Source organism: Pseudoalteromonas sp. TAE79, assembly GCF_000498015.1.
Classification (GTDB): Bacteria; Pseudomonadota; Gammaproteobacteria; order Enterobacterales; family Alteromonadaceae; genus Pseudoalteromonas.
Genome location: NZ_AUTL01000260.1, coordinates 1 through 17,285 on the forward strand (window position 1 = coordinate 1; position 17,285 = coordinate 17,285).

The following is a 17,285-nucleotide window of genomic DNA, read 5'->3' on the forward strand; positions in this document are numbered from 1 at the left end:
AAAGTACGCAGTTTAATGAAATTGGGTGTTAGCGAGCGACTCGCCATAGCCTGTGGTATCACCAGTAAAGGCCCTTGTAGAAGCTCAAAAACAAAAGGAATTAACATTGCGCTAGGTAATGACTATTTAGCATCACAAGGTTTAGTGTCATTGAAAGATATTTGGATCAATATTCATTACGGGAGATGAACCGCCCATTGCGGACCCGCATGATGGGTGGTGTGGGGGCTGGAGGTTAGAGACCTCCGGCTACCCGATTAGTGCACATTAAAATTTTATTGTTTTGCGCTTTGAGGGCATAATGTCGCAGAACCAACTGTTTTTGTGAAAGTGCCTCTTGGGCTTTTGTAATAGCACGTTTTATTCAGGCCACTTGTGGTTTGGCCTGACAAAAAACCAGTATTACTAGAAGCACCACCAAAACCTTTGCCATCTTCTGCTGAAAGAGGGCATAAACTTACGTTACTAACAGTTTTACTAAACGAACCTGATGCTCCGTTGTAGTAACATATTTTATTTAAGCCACTGGTCTGCTTGCCCGTTAATTGCCCTGTACCCGCGAAACTAGAAACAGATATACCTGCAAGCATAATTAGGGTTAAAGTTGTTTTCATCATGATACTTCCTTTTATTAGTTGAGATTGATACTACTGGTTCGGTGCATGTGCACTAACGCCCCGCGCATGCGCGCGAACTTGTGAGCGTCGCAGGGGCCGTAGGCCCCGAATGACGCGGCTTGTTAAATTGCATTACTTCCCAACCTTTTTGTACAGATTGTCGAAATGCTCATTTGCTTCTTTGGAATTTAAAATTTGACGCTCTTCTGTTTTTTGAGTGTTGTATTCCAATAACTTTTGAATAAAGACATCAAAAAAGCCAAGCGGCAAAACTAGGGAAATTACGACAGAAATAACTATTAACTCCCCCAACCAGTCAGGAAAAAAGAAATACGATAGTACAACCAATAAAGCCAAGACGATTTTAAGAAATTTTACCCAACCACAGAGCTTCAAAGCTGATTGAATATCACTTTCAAGCTGCACATATTTCAAATCAGGCACTTGTCACTCCGTTGCAATTTAACATTTTAGTATTTATGCGACACGCAGTTTGTGTTGCATAATCGCTTGTTGGACTGAGCCGCTACCTACTCGGTGTGTCAGAGTTGGTGTTGTTTATGCTATGGGAATTTGCTTTTTCTGGCCTAAGCGATATCAAGCCAACGTTACTGGCGAGCCTATCGCATCTAAGCTATCCCTGCTTTACTCAGCGTTTATTATGCTTCCATTACACCTAAATTTGCCTTAAGAAGCAATTATATTTTTACGCACGCAGAGGTCGTTAGCCTGAGCAATTAAGCAGGTTAACTCATTGATTTTAAGCAGCAAGCAAGGCTGCTAACTCGTTCGCACTATTTCATTTGTCGGCGTATCTGAATTCATCACACCAATAAATCGTAAAATACCCACCTTGCATGACTGACAAAACCAATGCGGTATTAATGGTTCTTGCTCTACCTTCGGCTTCACCGCTTTGCATGGGGTTACTGATGCTTGAGCCTTTATTAACCCTAACTTTCGCTTGCGACACGCATTAGCTAAAAAGCCGTAGTGGCGAATGCGCATAAACCCTTTAGGCAATACATGTTGTAAGTAGCGCCGTAAAAATTCATCACAACTCAGTGTCATGACTTTATCGCGGTTGTTATCTGCATAGTCGCGATATTTAAAGCTCACTGACTGCTCATTCGCTGACACGAACCGCGATTCTGACATCACGCCTTTTCGGGTATAACGCGCAAGGTAGCTCACGAGCTTTTCACTGTACGTTAAACAGGCTTTGCTATACACACACCACTTTGTTGGGGTGTTTATCTTCGCGAATGAACTATCGCATTCATTGAGTTCCGCTAGCATTTTACCCCTAAAGACTGTTGATAACGCTTTTACGGGGTATAAATAGCCTTTTTCTATTTCATGCCAGTGCGCTTTATTTAGCGCCCCTGCGGGTATCAAACAATGCAAGTGGATATGCTGACTTAAGTTCTGCCCCCACGTATGCAGTACGCTTGTCATGCCTAACTGACCATGCTTTTTCCGTTTCGCAAATTTACTTAGCGTTTGCCATGTCGCTTTAAATAAACACTGATACAACGCATTTGGGTTATAGTGCGCAATGATATTCAACTCATGAGGGAGCGTAAAAACAAGATGAAAATACCGACACGGTAATAAATCTTCCTGCTGTTTTTGCACCCATTTAGCCGTGGCCATGCCTTGGCAACGCGGGCAATGACGGTCTCGACAACTACACCCAATTTTTTGCGACTCCCCACAGTTATCACATTGCCATGCTTGATAACCGAGCTGACCTGTTCTACATGATTGCAGGTGCTGACAGACTCGCAGTTGTTGATAGCTCATCGTATGATGCTGCCGATAATGCTCAAGATTTGAATTTAAAATATCAGCGAGATGCAAAGCGCTCATTGTTTAGCCCAACCTGCAAGCAGATCAATGCCGCCATGACCTAACTCTGGTAACCAATGTAAGTAACTTTGTGTGGTTTTAATATCACTATGCCCAAGCTGATGTTGCAGTTGATGAAGTGGCATACCTGATTCAAGTTGGTGTGTTGCATAAGCATGGCGTAGTGCATGTGGATTACAGTGTTTTAAACCACACGCTTGTGCGTGTTTTCTCAATGGCTTCCTAAAGGTCGATGCTGACATCGGTTTATCCATTAACAATCGCGAGTAAAACATCCAACCCGTTGGGTGATACATTTTCCAGTAACAACGTAATTGATTTAGTACGCTATCTGAAACTACAACATAACGTGATTTATCCCCTTTACCTTGTTCAATCAATATGGTTTTTCGCTGTCCATCAATGTTTTGCACTTTAATATGTAGCAGCTCACCAATGCGTAAGCCACAGCCATAGCAAACTACTATTAACGTTTTTAATCGCATATCCGTACAGCTTTCTATCAGTCTTCGCATATCATCACGCGACAAATAGGTGGGTGCGTGCGACTTTGCTTTTGGCAGTGCAATATCTAAGTTCAATGGCCGGTGTAAAATATGTTTAAACAAGAACCAAATGCTGTTTATCTGTACTTTTTGGCTTGATCTAGAAAGTTTGCGAATGGCAGGATCGTTAAAAAAGATATTCAACTCATCATCTGTGACTAAGTCGAGCGGTTTATTAAAGTAATGACTGAGTTTTAGTAAATGTTCACTGTAGCTTATACATGTACTTTGCGAATAACCTCGATAGGCTATTTCAGTTTTGACTTGTTCAATGAGTGTATTCATGACTTACCTCCAAGTTATGGGATAACCCCAAGGTAAGTGTGGCTCAAATGATAAGAATAGGATCTCCGCGTAGCGGCTTAGTTCAACAATTTAATAGTGCGCTCATCGCGCATATTTCTGCCGACTAAACGCTCATTTGTCTACTATATAGTTTTAACAAATAACCTAAGGTATTACTATCACTAAGTTTTCTAAAATATTGAGTTAAGTTAAATAGATCAATATGCGCGTGCAGCTCATTTACATGAATATATGCGCAAAAAGCAGTTTGACCAATCAATTAACTACTATATTTAGCCAATCTCAATGACCGCTTCTCGCTCAAAGCCGACCTATAGAGTAATTACTTTAACACGTCTTGGGGCAAAGGCGATTTATATACATAACCCGTCTATGGACAAAAACAACTTTGAGTATTTATTCGGTAACGCTTCACTAACCGGAATTTTGGGGCGAAGCGAGTAAAATTTCCAAGTGCAGTGACTTGTTAGCATGCTACCGAACACGTTTAGAGTTAGTTAAGTAATCGCTACCAGACAACGGCCCTTTATATATATCTTCTAATAAAAAGTGCAGTACTTCTTTGAGTTCTTTTTTGCCACTTGGCAATGCTATTTTGCCATTATTTACAACGACTGGAATGTCAGGAAAATTGGCCGCAGCAGTGGATATTTGGATAACAGTATAGTTATCTAACACCCCCGAACTCTTAATGGAGTGCGCCATCTTTCTTACTTGCGTATCAGCTTCTGAGATAAAAATTGCAAGATCAGTAATTTCCAATGAAGTATGTTGCGACATCTGAGTTAAGTCTTCGTCTGTTGCCTCTCGATAAAACTCTGACAGATCGAAAACCATTCGAGCATTGTGGAAACTTTTGAACTTTGTTTTATTGCCTTCAATAATTGCTACTAACTTATTATCAATCGTAAAGATATCATCAGTAGTTTTTATAAACGTATTGCCAGTTTGCATCTTTATTATAGGGAGCTGATTTAGCGAAAGAGCCTGTCTTGATGAAAACTTTTGAACAAACACTTTAGTTTGACCATTTGTAGTAATGCCTGTAAATATTGCCTTTATCGGCTCATTTGAGAAGTTGGAAATATTCACGTCCGTAAAAGATGATGCATTTGCATTGATTGCATTCGCCATTAACGTTGATTCACTAATATCATCAATAGTGAGGACTTCATTCGCGTCTGGCTTCCAGTCACCATTAAAATCCACTTCAGTATCTACTCCTTGCTCAAAGGAGACTCGCTGATCTTCAAATATTTGAATTAGCTCTGACTGAAGTGGATTATTTACCCTAATTCGTTTAACTTGACAGCTGCCGCTATCGTCCTTAATAAACGCAAAAAAATTCTGCTGTGCTGTCATTTTATTCCTCTACATCGATAACTATATATTCTGTTAGCTGAGCCACTGTTAAGGGTTGGCTAGCATGCCTAAGTTCTTTTTTTGTTATGAGTACGTAAGTTACACCCTCTGGTGTACCTACTTTATAAAAGTGCCATTTCATGATGCCTAGAAGAGGGTTGAAGTGATAGCTATACCCAGTACTGGTTATCACGGCAAATATTAATAATGTTGGAACCCAGACTGTCCAGTTTAATGCCGTGAAACTTGCGGTAAAAAGCGGTAGTAAATATAAAAGAAGAAAGCCCATATTTTCGCGATCAGCAGCTTCAACAGTCGCTACAGAAAAATTGAACCGCTCTAGGTTCTTTTTGGCATAGCGAAGCATCCAGATGCAAACCAGTACTAGGAATAATGAAGCAGCAATAGCCAAGCTAGCAAATGTTTTTTCGTCATTAAACCAAGCTACCCACGCATAAGTAAAGCCTACAGGAGCTATTGCTGTGCTAGTAAGTAAAATTTTGGCAAGTGTGCTTAACACATTATTTCCTTTGCTCTAAGTTATGATTGAACTCGATTTGCATGCTAACAATTTAATATCGAGCGATTAGGTAGTTTTTCTACCGTAATCTGTCTCGTTTGTCCTATGGCTATTGATAGCAAAGTTAGGAAGTAATTACCAGCATATTGCTCTAAATGTGGTCACGACGAACATGACCTATTGGCTCGTTTTCCTGACTGTGGAAGAAATTTAAGGATTATGGAAATATAAATAAGGATGAACGTCAGCTTCACTCAAAGCCTCCCATAGAGCTTTGTCGTTAACTCGCAATGGGGCAAAGGCGAGTTACATTTATAACTTGCCTCTGGACAAAAACGTTTTAGGTCGTCGGCTGTATTCGACGAATTTTGCATAAAATTTCTATGGGTTAACGCCCGCTTAAGCGGACAAAAATTGTTGGTTATTTTGTGGAACGAAGCGGAACCTAACCAACTGTTTTTGTACGTTTAAAGCGTTTTTTATGCCACTATCTATTAGTATTAAAGTAATCATATGTATACACCCAATCCAATGTTTGATGATAAAAATATTCATAATATACAAAGTTTAACTCCCATTTCCAGGCATTAAAGCTACTATACATTTCAAAAATAGCTTGTACATGAACTGATGCGTGTATTATTTTTTTATCTAAGACATCTTGATTAGCCACATGAACTAGAGTTCGTGTTTTTCCGGTAATATATCGTTTTCTAATTTTGAAATATTGAATAATTCTTATTGGTGTTATTTTGAACTTTTCAACCCATTTTTCTTTGTAGATATTTACAGAAACTCTTCCATTTTTATCACCTTTTATTTCTCGCAGAATTCTCATTGGTACAAGGTATGAAGATAAATATGAATCATTATATTTATGAAAAATGTGAATTATCAAATAATCAGATTTTTCATACTGAACATTACTTAGTGATACTTTATCTTCAACAGTACTTTTTACTTCTACTAAACTAGCATCAATTTTTAAATCAAAACCACGATTATTTGAATCAAGATCTGGTTTTTCTACAAATAATAACTCTGTTAAAGCTTCACCAGTAGCTCCTAACACTGTCTTTGCATCATGCCCTTGTTTAGAAACAGGTGGTGTAATGTCGTTTACGTATAGTACTTTAGAAATTTCTTTAAAAGCTGCTGGTTTTTTCTTTGTTGCAAGTAATGGAACATCTTTTTTAATGAAATTATATCTAAGATCTTTCTTATATGCAGATAAGATAACTTCATCGACAGCCTTCGCTACTCGATTCTTTCTGAATAACCTAGATGGTAATCGGGACATCAACTTACCTTTTCAGTTCGGTAGTGGCATAACAGCGTATTACCGAGAATTCCCGTTAACACTCAATGTGTCAATTTCCAGAATTATCAAAATACGATTTTTATTAATTTAATTATTAATAACTTACACATAGCCTAAAGGAATTACAATTGTTTAGATTCTCCTGTAACCGAGAATTTACTTTTTCGAGAATTGCTAAAATTACATTACGAGAATTGATTATTCATTCATTAACATTTTGAATGCCTGCTTCGCTAAAAGCAGCCATTAGAGGATTTACCCTAACTTGTTTTGGGGCAATGACGAGTCAGCAGATAACTTGCCAATGGACAAAAATGAGTTAGAGCCGACCAGGGACCCTGTGCTCGAAGCGGATACTGACTCATAAATTTTAAATGTCGGCTGTTTGGAGATAAACAGACATTTAACCTGCTCAAATTTTCGTTTTTGTAGGTTGTGCCAAAGGCGCACCAAACGTTTTGGCATATTTTATAAAGTTGTTGGGATTCACTTTGTTCGACCTAATATGTAGGATCAATCAGTAGAAAAGGAAGATGGTTGTTTAACAGGTTTGTAGTTGAGTATACTATTTACCTTATCCTTTAACTTTGGTTCAATATTACTGTGGGCATGAAGCCTACCGAGTAATTTAGGCTCTACCAAAGAAGATATTAATGGTTCATCTCTGCATCCTTTCCATTGCTCTAACGACTCGTAAATCAATTTATGCTGTTTATTGGTTATACGCAGGTCATTGCTCTTAATCACAACACCTGTTATTACCTTTACATCTGATTTTTCAAATAACTTCGTTTTATCTGGGTGAGAAATATGACCGTTAGAAACAATAATTTTCTTTATTACTGACAAAAAGTGTCTATTGATAGCATCTCCCGAAAAAGTCAGGTCGTCCACATAAACCGTCATCTTCACATCATGCTTATTTGCCAAATTATTTAGCTGTTCAAACATTCGAATGTTTGCCCAGAAAGCCAATGGCATACTTAGCTGACTACCTGTTGGAATGTGGCCGTTGTAAGTACAAATCGATGCTAATAAATCCGCAACATCTGGCGAGCACTTTAAAGTGTTGTAAAAAAAGTTAAAAACCATCTTTCTAGTAGTCGAAGGAAAAAACGATTTTATATCTGTGGTAAGTACTTTTTTATTACCGGTGTGAGCTTTAGCATTGGTTATATGCGAATGCTTTTTTCTCCCTGAATGAAGGTACTCTGGAAGCTCAATACGACACAAAAGACTAGCTATTCTGCAATGAATAGTTTTTTGACTGTCTTTAGGGTGCTGAATTGTTCTTGCTTTTCCCGACTTACCTTCCTGCTCAAACACAACATAATTGCCAGTATCAGCAGTAGCTATTTTTAATTCTGGGATAGTTACCCGTAATAAATCTGCTAACTTTCGCTTGGTTTTTAACTTATATAGAGAAGATTCGAATAATTTGTGTTTTCTGCGACTATGATCAACTTTAAGCTTTAATTTTTTCGACATTTTTCTCAATAAACCATTCCATGACGTTAACTATTTTAGAAGCTACTGCCTTCTTAAATTTACTAGAAGACAATCCTTCTCTTCCAATGTTCTCTGAGAAAAATATTAAAGAAGATACCGGAATATCAAATACTTCAGAATATTTATTTAATAACTCTAGACTAGCTGGTTTCTTGCCTGATTCTATTTCAGACAGATAGGATTTTGAAATTGCTAATTTATCTGCTAGCTCCACTTGTTTCATTTCGTGAAACTGTCTAATAACTTTTAATGCTCTATTTATCATAATGACCTCAAAAAATTAAGGGGAACACTAGCTAGCGTCATCCCCTTCAAAGAATCTCCAAACTCGATAAATCAAGCCTAAGACTTTTACTGCACCTTTAATAAGTTTCCAAACTAAAGCTTTAGTCTTTTTAGGTTTTTTCTCTTGCTGTGTCTGTTGGGCACGAATAGTATTTTTTTCTGGCATTTAAGCACTCCTCTGAAATTCCAAACCACCGAATGCGGCTTGGCTTCGCCTATCTCAGAGATATGAGAGTGTCCAACAGTTAACCCCTAATTTTCACACCGTGGTTTCGCCCACGGTGTGTCCCCTACGGTCTTATCACGATACTAGCCAAGGAAGCCCAAGGGTAGCAGGAAGTGCGCAGGAAAATGATAGAAAGCAAAGCTTTCCACGGATATCCGAAAACATCCAATTATTTGGCGAGTTCCTCTCTACTAATTCGCAAGGGTAATTTATTGTATTAAAACCTTTCTGTCAATAAAAAGTTCTCTATTAGCGAACTTTTTCAAGTGTATTAGTTGAACTTTGAGAACCTCAAAGCCTAAAGTGCTTAAAACACGCTAACACCACCTTCTATAGAAGAAAGTGCAGCTTAATAATAGATATATTCTACTAATAAAAATTTATCGCGCCAGCTAATTAAACCGCTTAACCTCGTAAGCAGACGGGTAATTAAAACATATTTAAGATCCGCTTCGCGCTCATTTGCGACGCTCGACTAAACTCGTTATGGGGCAAAACCAATTTGTAAAATATGCAATTTGCTAACTCGAAAAGGAGCAAAACCAATTTGCAAAATATGCAATTTGCTAACTCGAAAAGGGGCAGAAACGAGTTATACCGGAATGACTGCTTTTGTCACATATGCGTCTGTCAGATTTGATCAAAACCTAAAAATCAAACCTGACAGATTAAGTTAAGACTGATTCACTGTATTCTTCTTATCAACTCATTTTGACGTAATATTGCTAAGGTATCCGAAGGCGTAACTTTCCACGCGTCCGACAATCTGCGTAAAGTAAAAACACCTAATTCAAGTCTATCATCGGGTGACAAGAAGTGGTGCAAGTGTCGGCCAGCGACTGAAATAGTGACAGCAGCCCCCTGCGCCCCATTGTTATACACTACAACCCCTTTGTTTTTATTATCGCCATGAAATGAAGCTTTTACTTCGCTTTTCAAGCCAAACAAAACGCCGCACAACCCGGTTAACTCGCTTTTAGTCAGCTGAATTATTGTTTTATTTGCCCAGTCTGGTGAATCACCTGGGGAGTTAATGGTGGTCATTTCAATACTTAACGTCTGCAAGCCAAGCCGACTAGATGTGTACTGAACGTTCATAGCTGTGCGCTTTAGTGGATCTGGGTGCCTATCAGCATAAAATGTAAGTGCTTCACCAAAGTTGTTCTGTTGTGACATTCTTCCCCCTAAATATCTAAGCGTTTACTCGCTGCTCTTAGGCGTTCATCACCCCTAAAGTCATATTTTTGCGTTGTTGCTAAGCTTGCATGGCCCATTGCATCTTTAACTGTAATTAGATCTTCGCCGTTCTCTAGCATTGACGAAGCGAATGTCCTTCTTAGGTCATGCGGGGCACACTTTTCTATACCGGCCTCGACAGATCTACTGTTTAAAATATGGTAAATTGCCTGGCTAGTCATGCGCTCTGAGGTAACATCATCGTACCTACGAACACGACTAAATAGTGGCCCTGGAATATCACTTCGTACTTCCTCAATCCAGCTTTCAAGCCTTTGAAATGCGCCATCTGGCAAGTAGGCCATGCGCTCTTTATTACCTTTACCTAGCACTTTTAGCGAGCGGTTATGCCGGTTATAATGAGCATAATCAAGGGATACAACTTCAGCTCTTCGTAATCCGCACCCGACTAAAACAGATAAAATAGCGTTATCTCTAACCCCAATAGCAGACTTATCACTTTCACATGTGAAAAATAATTTCTTAACTTCAGCAGGGGCCAGGGCTCTACCTTTAGGTATTCTTGACCCTCTAACCGACTTAACTAACTTGATATGTTGGTAAGTATCGGTGCTAATAAGCTTAAGTGTCCACGCCTCTACGGCTACACCTTTTATTGCCGCCAAGTAATTATTTATAGTGGCCGGTGCTTTTCCCGCATCAGTGAGCATGGTCAAAACTGCCTGTACATGGTGCCGCTCAAGCATACCCCAAGGACAGGTTCTTAAATCATGATAGCCCATCATTTTAGCTATGTTGTTTAAAAACGACCTCATGGCTAGCCGGCTACTTTCAGCCCTTAAGCCCATTAAGTATGAAACAGCAGGATTTTTTTCAATACCATTTACACCAGTGCCAGCAGCCTCCGCACTTAACACTTCAAAAGTACGCTCTGCAGGGAGAAATGTGACTTCGGTATTTTCATCTTTGTTTTGTTCGTGCATTTTTTGATGCCTCAAAGTAACTTTGTGCTTTTGCTCCATACTTAGTTTAAGTTTGTGTGTTTAGAACAACCCTACATAATGAAGTACGGACATATTATCTGTGTTTATTTTGCTCAGTATCACACCTAAATTACAGCTTCTAATTTTAAATTCTGATGGTGTTGACTCGATATTTATTATATCACAGGCTCTACTTTCTAAAAGGGTCATTTTAATAAGTAGGCGCCAGTGGGTTATCTATTTTTTATACCGAATCGAATGTATTTTTGGCTATTGTTTTTGCACAGCTTAAATAGTACTATTTATAATATAAATAGTACTGGATATATGTATGAGAGTTTTAGTTACTGGTGGTATGGGGTATATAGGTAGCCACACATGCGTTGCATTACATGATGCGGGTATTACACCTGTTATTTACGACAACCTGTCTAATGCTAGCCCTCGGGTACTTGACCAGCTCGAAAAGATTACTGGCACTCGCTTTGAATTTATTCTAGGTGATATTCAAGACGAGCAACAATTTAAACTTGCGCTTAAACATACTAAAGCTGAGGCTGTATTTCACTTTGCAGCACTAAAAGCGGTAGGTGAATCAACCGAACAACCATTGCGTTATTACCAAAATAACGTTTCGGGCACATTAAGCATGTTACAAAACATGCAAGATGAAGGAGTTAACCATATTATATTTAGCTCATCAGCTACAGTGTATGGCGAACCAGATTACCTCCCTATTGACGAAAAACACCCTATACGCGCAACAAACCCATATGGCTGGACCAAAGTCATGGTTGAGCAAGCCATGCAAGACGTATGTAATGCCAATAGTAAATTTATGGGCATAGCGCTGCGTTACTTTAACCCAGTAGGTGCGCATCCAAGTGGTTTATTAGGTGAAAGCCCTAATGGTATTCCTAATAACTTAATGCCCTTTATTGCTCAAACGGCGGTAGGTAAACGCGACGTGGTTAATATTTTTGGTGACGACTACGACACCGAAGATGGCACAGGCGTGCGCGACTATATTCACGTTTTAGATTTAGCTAAAGGCCATGTAGCGGCATTTATGCAGCATAAAACAGATACCGCCTTTCATGCTTACAACCTAGGCACAGGCCAAGGTTATTCAGTGCTTGATATGATTAAGGCATTTAGTGCATCAGCCAATAAAGATATTCCGTATAAGAGTGCACCGCGCCGAGCAGGCGATATTGCCTGCAACTACGCCGATGCCACAAAAGCGAAAAATACACTTAACTGGCACGCAGAACTAACACTTAGCGATATGACCAACGATACATGGCGCTGGCAAACTAATTATCCTCGTGGGTTGGAGAGTTAACATGGCTTTATTAGAAAGTACTCACAGACGTAAAAACCCACTAACGGGTCGTTGGGTGTTAGTGTCACCGCATCGTAATAACCGCCCATGGTTAGGCGCAACAGAAGCAGTAAATGAAAGCGTACTGCCTAAGCACGATGAAAGCTGCCCACTTTGCCCAGGTAACACCCGTGCAAATGGCGACAGCAATCCAGATTACGAATACACACATGTATTTAAAAATGATTTTGGCGCACTGACACCTAATGCCAGCGATCAATCTCAAAGCTTAGAGTCAGACAGCGATTTATTTATTGCCGATGAAGCAAGCGGCGAATGCCGTGTAATTTGCTTTTCGCCAGAGCATAACAAAACATTACCTGAGCTAGAGCTCGACGCCCTGTATGAAGTAGTAAAAACCTGGAAAGAAAACTACACTGAACTTGCACAGCACTATGAATGTGTACACGTTTTTGAAAACAAAGGTGAAATCATGGGGTGCTCGCAACCTCATCCACACGGCCAAATATGGGCTCATTCGCACTCATCTACCGAAATAGAAGCAGAAGATACACAGCAACTTGCCTATTATAAAAAGCATGGCAGCGCAATGCTTGCCGATTACGTACAAAAAGAACAAACAGATAAAACACGTGTGGTATTTGAAAACGCACACTGGCTTGTTGTTGTCCCGTTTTGGGCTGCTTGGCCGTTTGAAACAATACTATTAACTAAAGATAATATTCAAAATTTTAGCCAGCTGAACGATATACAAATAAATACACTCGCACAAGCAATAAAAGTATTAACCACTAAGTACGACAATATATTTAATTGTAGTTTTCCATACTCAATGGGCTGGCATAACGCACCGGCTAATCGTGATTCAGATGAGCAGCATTGGCGTTTACATGCACATTTTTACCCGCCACTCCTTCGCTCATCTACCGTTAAAAAGCACATGGTAGGCTATGAAATGCTAGGCGAAAGTCAGCGTGATTTAAGCGCAGAAACTGCGGCTTCTATTCTAAAAGCAACCACTACCAAACATTATAAACATACAGCAGGAAACACCGATGACGCTTAACAATTTTCAACAACAATTTCTATTACTGTACGGTGCACCTGCTCAAGGTGTTGCTGCAGCACCCGGACGTGTAAACCTAATTGGTGAATTTACCGATTACAACGATGGCTTTGTATTTCCGTGTTCTTTAGAGTTTCGTACTCAAGTTATGTTTAAAGAGCGTGACGACAATATTATTACCGTACATTCGTTAAGTTATCCAGGCGAAAAAGACAGCTTTAGTGTTGATGAAGCTATCAGCGAAGGACAATCGCAATGGGGTAACTATATTCGTGCCGTGTCATTTGTATTGAAGCGCGCAGGCCATACTTTACGCGGCGCCGATTTGCTTATCGACAGTAATTTACCACAAGGCAGTGGCTTATCGTCTTCAGCTGCATTAGAGGTAGCTATAGGTGGTATGTTTAACCATATTGCACAGCTTGGTTTAAGTGAAGAAAAAATTGCATTGCTGGGTCAGGAAGCCGAGAACGACTTTATGCATTGTCAATCAGGCATTATGGATCAGCTTATTTCGGCAAAAGGCGAAAGCGGCCATGCCCTTTTAATTGATTGTGAAAACTTAGCAACTGAGTCAGTAAAAGTACCGGATGATTTAAATATTGTTATTGTTAACTCTAACTACCCACGTAAGCTGGTGGATAGCGAGTATAACCAGCGTCGTGTTGACTGTGAGCAAGCAGCTGAAAAAATGAATGTAGCTACGCTTCGCAAAGCCACTATGCCTTTGCTTGAAGCAACGAAAGGTGCCTTAAGTGAAAACGAATACAAACGTGCGCACCATGTTATTAGTGAAAACGAGCGTGTAATTGCCGCTACTATTGCGCTACAAAATAACGATATTGACGCATTACGTGAACTAATGGCTGCATCGCACCAGTCACTTAAGCATTACTTTGAAGTAACAGTACCAGCTACCGATGGCCTAGTAGAGATTTGTAAAGAAGCCATGGGAGATCGTGGTGCAGTTCGTATGACCGGCGGCGGCTTTGGTGGTGCTATTGTATGTTTATGTCGTGATGCGGAAGTTCCCCTTATTAAAGCTGCCGTTGAGCAGCACTACTTTGAACGTTTTAACTTAAATGCCGATATTTACGTATGTTCACCGGGTTCAGGGTTACAAGTTACGTCTTTTTAAACACTATTAAGGAATAAGCATGGCAAAGGTTAATTGGGGAATTATTGGGTGTGGCAATATAGCTCACACCTTTGCTAAAAGCATTGCGCATTGCAGCGATGCTCAGCTTATTGGCGCTGCATCAACGAGTAAGCAGCGCGCAAGAGAATTTTCAACACCGTACAATATTAAAGGTTATGAAAGCTATCAAGCTCTTATGCAATGCCCAAATATAGACGCTATATATATTGCTAATACGCATGAGCAACATTTTAAAACGATAGCGCAGTGCTTAACACACAATAAGCATGTACTAAGCGAAAAACCAATTACTGTTAATGCTCAGCAATTGGAAAGCCTCACCGAGCTTGCAAAGCAGAAAAATTGCTTTTTAATGGAAGGCGTTTGGATGCGTTTTTTACCGGCAATAGTAAAATTACAGCAACTCCTAAGCGAAGATATTATTGGTAATGTACATAGCGTGAATGCGAACTTTAGCTTACCTGGCAGCTTTGCAAGCACGCATCGTTTAATGAACCCTACAACAGCGGGTGGCGCCCTGCTAGATTTAGGTATTTACCCTATTTCTATTGCTGATGTGGTATTTAATAAAGCCCCAGAACAAATCAAATCTTTTGTACACAAAAGCATAACCGGTGTTGATGAGCGAAGCACTGCTATAGTTGATTACGGTAACGGGCAGTTTGCATCTCTTGCTAGTGCACTCCAACAAAGCGGCCCAACTGAGGCATGTATTAATGGTGAGCTTGGCTTCATTCGCATTCCTGAATTTGTAGGCGCACAATCTATAGAACTCCATATATATGGCCAAGACTCGCAACACTTTGAATACGGCTTTAGTGATGATGAAAACTTTAAGTTTGAAATTGCACATGTTACGCAGTGTATATTACAAAAACAGACGCAAAGCAGCGTGTTACCACTAAGTACTTGCTTACGAGTTATGAACATAATGGATACCTTACGGGCACAATGGCAACTGAAATATAACTACGCTATTGAGTCGGCTGAACTAACAAAATAAAAACACACAACAAGGACACACAATGACACACGCACTCAAAGCGCTTTCAAAAGCTATATTATTCGCTACGTGTAGTTTATCTGCCAGTGTAACCTTTGCTGAGTCTAATAAACCAGAGCAACTATATCCTCCAATCACTAGCGAAGTACTCCCAGAGCTTGCAGCCAAAGGTAGCTATAGTGTAGGAGTGCAAACACTTGATTTAGTTAACCCTGAGCAATTTGACCCAGCTACACAACGTAAAAATGATCGTCCTCTAAAAGTCGAGGTATGGTATCCGGCTGCAAATACAGCACAAACGCCACTTACCAGCTACACCGATCAAACTCGCTCAGGTAAAAAATTTACTCTGCAAGCCGATGCTATGCGCGATGTAGCCATTAATAATAAAGAGCATTACCCTGTTATTGTGCTTTCTCACGGCTATACTGGCTATCGCACCATTATGTACTACCTTGGTGAGCATTTAGCCTCGAATGGCTACATTGTTGTAGCAATTGATCATACCGACTCAACCAATGCTGATATTGATTTTAAAAACGCACCATTTTCGGGCTTTTTTAGCACGCTTATAAATCGCTCGCGCGATCAGCAATTTGTTATTAATTACTTTAACGAGCAAAAAAACTTTGCAAGCAAGCAAGTAGATAGCAAAAACGCTGGCGTAATTGGTTACTCAATGGGTGGCTATGGCGCGGTAAATACTATTGGTGGTTGTTATGCTTTTAATGAGCAAACTACGGCTATGTTTACGGGTATGAAAGACCCAGCTCAAATTAAAAAAAGTACAACAATTACTAAACAGCTGTGCTGGTGGGCAATACCAAAATCCAAAAGTAGACCCACGTATAAAAGCGATGGTGGCCTTTGCGCCTTGGGGCGGACAGCACGATATATTTGATGCCAAAGCGATGGGAAATATTAAAGTACCTTCGCTTTATATATCCGGTAGTTTAGATGATATATCTGGGTATGAAGGTATTAAAAGCCTTTATAACCAAACGGGCAGCGAAAATAAGTACATGCTTACTTACAAAAATGCACGCCATAATATTGCACCGCACCCAGCTCCAGCTATTGCACAAAGTAGCAGTGAGTTAGATATAGGTCATTACTACGAGCCATCGTGGTCTATGCGCACGCTAAACGAAATCAATAAACACTTTGTACTTGCTATGATGGATTGCCACGTAAAAGGTATCGCCAGCGAATGTAAATACTTAGATTTACCACAAAGCGGCGACCAAGCTGTTGTTGATGGCAAGCCACTGCCACAGTGGCGTGGGTTTGATAATCGCTTTTCTACCGGTATGGACTGGCAACAAACAAGTCCTCACAGTAAGTAGTGAAAATTCAAAGCTGCTTTTTGTTTAAATAGTCGTGTTCACACTTAAAAATCCTCTAAAGTAAAACAGCTTTTATATAAGAAACTTATCTTTAAAAACAAGCATATTTTACTTTTATACAAATATTTTAAGAAAAACCATTGCCATTAGCTAGCGTTAAAGGCAATCTAGTTATATATAAGATAAATAAGATAAATAATATTAATAATTATGTCTAAATACATACTATCGATTGATCAAGGAACCACAAGCTCTCGGGCCATTTTGTTTACAAAGGATGCTGACGTTTTTGGTACAGCACAACAAGGGTTTTCTCAGCACTTTCCAAAAAATGGTTGGGTAGAACACGACCCTTACGATATTTGGCAAACAGTGCTTAGTACTAGCCGTGAAGTGTTAACTAAAAACAATGTGAAGCCTGAAGAAGTTATTGCCATTGGTATAACCAATCAACGCGAAACTACCTTGGTGTGGAATAAAAAAACAGGAAAACCTATTTACAATGCGATTGTTTGGCAAGATCGCCGCACCAGTGATTACTGCGAAAGCTTAAGTACAGATGATTTTTGCCAAACTATAAGCGACAAAACAGGCTTGATACTCGACCCGTACTTTTCCGCCAC

Annotated in this window: 17 protein-coding genes and 2 pseudogenes; 7 read left to right on the top strand and 12 right to left on the bottom strand. The window is 39.7% G+C overall.

Annotated elements, in window-relative coordinates; all coding sequences use genetic code 11:
* Nucleotides 1–189, top strand: a pseudogene (locus L655_RS01000000125965) (group II intron reverse transcriptase/maturase); the annotation flags it as partial.
* 86 nt (nucleotides 190–275) lie between these two features.
* On the opposite strand, the gene L655_RS0120420 reads toward L655_RS01000000125965, so the two are convergent.
* From L655_RS0120420 to L655_RS0120475, 12 genes are all read right to left on the bottom strand, one after another.
* Complete coding sequence (locus L655_RS0120420) at nucleotides 276–617, bottom strand: hypothetical protein (protein WP_024606116.1); 342 nt, start codon at nucleotides 615–617, stop codon at nucleotides 276–278.
* Nucleotides 618–749: 132 nt separating this feature from the next.
* A complete protein-coding gene (locus L655_RS0120425) occupies nucleotides 750–1,061 on the bottom strand; it encodes a hypothetical protein (RefSeq protein WP_024606117.1) in 312 nt (103 codons plus the stop codon).
* A gap of 336 nt (nucleotides 1,062–1,397) precedes the next feature.
* Nucleotides 1,398–2,489, bottom strand: a complete 1,092-nt coding sequence (locus L655_RS0120430; protein WP_024606118.1) for an IS91 family transposase — start codon at nucleotides 2,487–2,489, stop codon at nucleotides 1,398–1,400.
* The gene (locus L655_RS0120435) at nucleotides 2,486–3,319 is read right to left on the bottom strand and encodes a tyrosine-type recombinase/integrase (protein ID WP_024606119.1); all 834 of its coding nucleotides are present in this window, start codon (nucleotides 3,317–3,319) and stop codon (nucleotides 2,486–2,488) included. Before L655_RS0120435 ends, L655_RS0120430 begins: the two co-directional genes overlap by 4 nt.
* 495 nt (nucleotides 3,320–3,814) lie before the next feature.
* Nucleotides 3,815–4,702, bottom strand: a complete 888-nt coding sequence (locus L655_RS0120440; protein WP_024606120.1) for a Kiwa anti-phage protein KwaB-like domain-containing protein — start codon at nucleotides 4,700–4,702, stop codon at nucleotides 3,815–3,817.
* A 1-nt stretch (nucleotide 4,703) separates the two neighbouring features.
* Nucleotides 4,704–5,222, bottom strand: coding sequence for a hypothetical protein (locus L655_RS0120445; protein ID WP_024606121.1), 519 nt, complete (start codon nucleotides 5,220–5,222; stop codon nucleotides 4,704–4,706).
* Between the two features lie 487 nt (nucleotides 5,223–5,709).
* Entirely contained in the window at nucleotides 5,710–6,522 is an 813-nt protein-coding gene (locus tag L655_RS0120450; protein WP_024606122.1) for a hypothetical protein, read from the bottom strand.
* 534 nt (nucleotides 6,523–7,056) lie between these two features.
* Nucleotides 7,057–8,031 carry a reverse transcriptase family protein gene (locus L655_RS0120455; protein WP_024606123.1) on the bottom strand — a complete coding sequence of 325 codons (975 nt, stop codon included), beginning with the start codon at nucleotides 8,029–8,031 and terminating at the stop codon, nucleotides 7,057–7,059.
* Entirely contained in the window at nucleotides 8,009–8,317 is a 309-nt protein-coding gene (locus tag L655_RS0120460) for a helix-turn-helix transcriptional regulator (RefSeq protein WP_024606124.1), read from the bottom strand. The genes L655_RS0120455 and L655_RS0120460 overlap by 23 nt, the downstream gene beginning before the upstream one ends.
* 27 nt (nucleotides 8,318–8,344) lie before the next feature.
* A complete protein-coding gene (locus tag L655_RS1000000127460; RefSeq protein ID WP_158000952.1) occupies nucleotides 8,345–8,503 on the bottom strand; it encodes a hypothetical protein in 159 nt (52 codons plus the stop codon).
* Nucleotides 8,504–9,247: 744 nt separating this feature from the next.
* Nucleotides 9,248–9,739 (bottom strand): hypothetical protein, encoded by a 492-nt coding sequence (locus L655_RS0120470; protein ID WP_024606125.1) that lies wholly within the window; start codon nucleotides 9,737–9,739, stop codon nucleotides 9,248–9,250.
* A gap of 8 nt (nucleotides 9,740–9,747) precedes the next feature.
* Nucleotides 9,748–10,743, bottom strand: a complete 996-nt coding sequence (locus L655_RS0120475; protein WP_024606126.1) for a tyrosine-type recombinase/integrase — start codon at nucleotides 10,741–10,743, stop codon at nucleotides 9,748–9,750.
* Nucleotides 10,744–11,074: 331 nt separating this feature from the next.
* Here L655_RS0120475 and galE point away from each other — a divergent pair, with 331 nt between their 5' ends.
* From galE to L655_RS0120505, 6 genes and pseudogenes are all read left to right on the top strand, one after another.
* Nucleotides 11,075–12,088, top strand: a complete 1,014-nt coding sequence (gene galE, locus L655_RS0120480; RefSeq protein ID WP_024606127.1) for a UDP-glucose 4-epimerase GalE — start codon at nucleotides 11,075–11,077, stop codon at nucleotides 12,086–12,088.
* A 1-nt stretch (nucleotide 12,089) separates the two neighbouring features.
* The gene (locus tag L655_RS0120485; RefSeq protein WP_024606128.1) at nucleotides 12,090–13,154 is read left to right on the top strand and encodes a UDP-glucose--hexose-1-phosphate uridylyltransferase; all 1,065 of its coding nucleotides are present in this window, start codon (nucleotides 12,090–12,092) and stop codon (nucleotides 13,152–13,154) included.
* Nucleotides 13,144–14,292, top strand: a complete 1,149-nt coding sequence (gene galK / locus L655_RS0120490) for a galactokinase (RefSeq protein WP_024606129.1) — start codon at nucleotides 13,144–13,146, stop codon at nucleotides 14,290–14,292. The genes L655_RS0120485 and galK overlap by 11 nt, the downstream gene beginning before the upstream one ends.
* A 19-nt stretch (nucleotides 14,293–14,311) precedes the next feature.
* Nucleotides 14,312–15,316, top strand: a complete 1,005-nt coding sequence (locus L655_RS0120495; RefSeq protein WP_024606130.1) for a Gfo/Idh/MocA family oxidoreductase — start codon at nucleotides 14,312–14,314, stop codon at nucleotides 15,314–15,316.
* A gap of 22 nt (nucleotides 15,317–15,338) precedes the next feature.
* Nucleotides 15,339–16,662 (top strand): annotated as a pseudogene (locus L655_RS01000000125970) (dienelactone hydrolase family protein).
* Nucleotides 16,663–16,872: 210 nt separating this feature from the next.
* A partial coding sequence (locus L655_RS0120505) for an FGGY family carbohydrate kinase (protein ID WP_241764527.1) occupies nucleotides 16,873–17,285 on the top strand: 413 nt, incomplete at its 3' end.

What these genes read in the sequence shown, in the direction of transcription:
- L655_RS0120420 (WP_024606116.1), bottom strand. Translation starts at nt 617, where the DNA reads ATGATGAAAACAACTTTAACCCTAATTATGCTTGCAGGTATATCTGTT.
- L655_RS0120430 (WP_024606118.1), bottom strand. Translation starts at nt 2,489, where the DNA reads ATGAGCGCTTTGCATCTCGCTGATATTTTAAATTCAAATCTTGAGCAT.
- L655_RS0120435 (WP_024606119.1), bottom strand. Translation starts at nt 3,319, where the DNA reads ATGAATACACTCATTGAACAAGTCAAAACTGAAATAGCCTATCGAGGT.
- L655_RS0120440 (WP_024606120.1), bottom strand. Translation starts at nt 4,702, where the DNA reads ATGACAGCACAGCAGAATTTTTTTGCGTTTATTAAGGACGATAGCGGC.
- L655_RS0120450 (WP_024606122.1), bottom strand. Translation starts at nt 6,522, where the DNA reads ATGTCCCGATTACCATCTAGGTTATTCAGAAAGAATCGAGTAGCGAAG.
- L655_RS0120455 (WP_024606123.1), bottom strand. Translation starts at nt 8,031, where the DNA reads ATGTCGAAAAAATTAAAGCTTAAAGTTGATCATAGTCGCAGAAAACAC.
- L655_RS0120460 (WP_024606124.1), bottom strand. Translation starts at nt 8,317, where the DNA reads ATGATAAATAGAGCATTAAAAGTTATTAGACAGTTTCACGAAATGAAA.
- L655_RS1000000127460 (WP_158000952.1), bottom strand. Translation starts at nt 8,503, where the DNA reads ATGCCAGAAAAAAATACTATTCGTGCCCAACAGACACAGCAAGAGAAA.
- L655_RS0120470 (WP_024606125.1), bottom strand. Translation starts at nt 9,739, where the DNA reads ATGTCACAACAGAACAACTTTGGTGAAGCACTTACATTTTATGCTGAT.
- L655_RS0120475 (WP_024606126.1), bottom strand. Translation starts at nt 10,743, where the DNA reads ATGCACGAACAAAACAAAGATGAAAATACCGAAGTCACATTTCTCCCT.
- galE (WP_024606127.1), top strand. Translation starts at nt 11,075, where the DNA reads ATGAGAGTTTTAGTTACTGGTGGTATGGGGTATATAGGTAGCCACACA.
- L655_RS0120485 (WP_024606128.1), top strand. Translation starts at nt 12,090, where the DNA reads ATGGCTTTATTAGAAAGTACTCACAGACGTAAAAACCCACTAACGGGT.
- galK (WP_024606129.1), top strand. Translation starts at nt 13,144, where the DNA reads ATGACGCTTAACAATTTTCAACAACAATTTCTATTACTGTACGGTGCA.
- L655_RS0120495 (WP_024606130.1), top strand. Translation starts at nt 14,312, where the DNA reads ATGGCAAAGGTTAATTGGGGAATTATTGGGTGTGGCAATATAGCTCAC.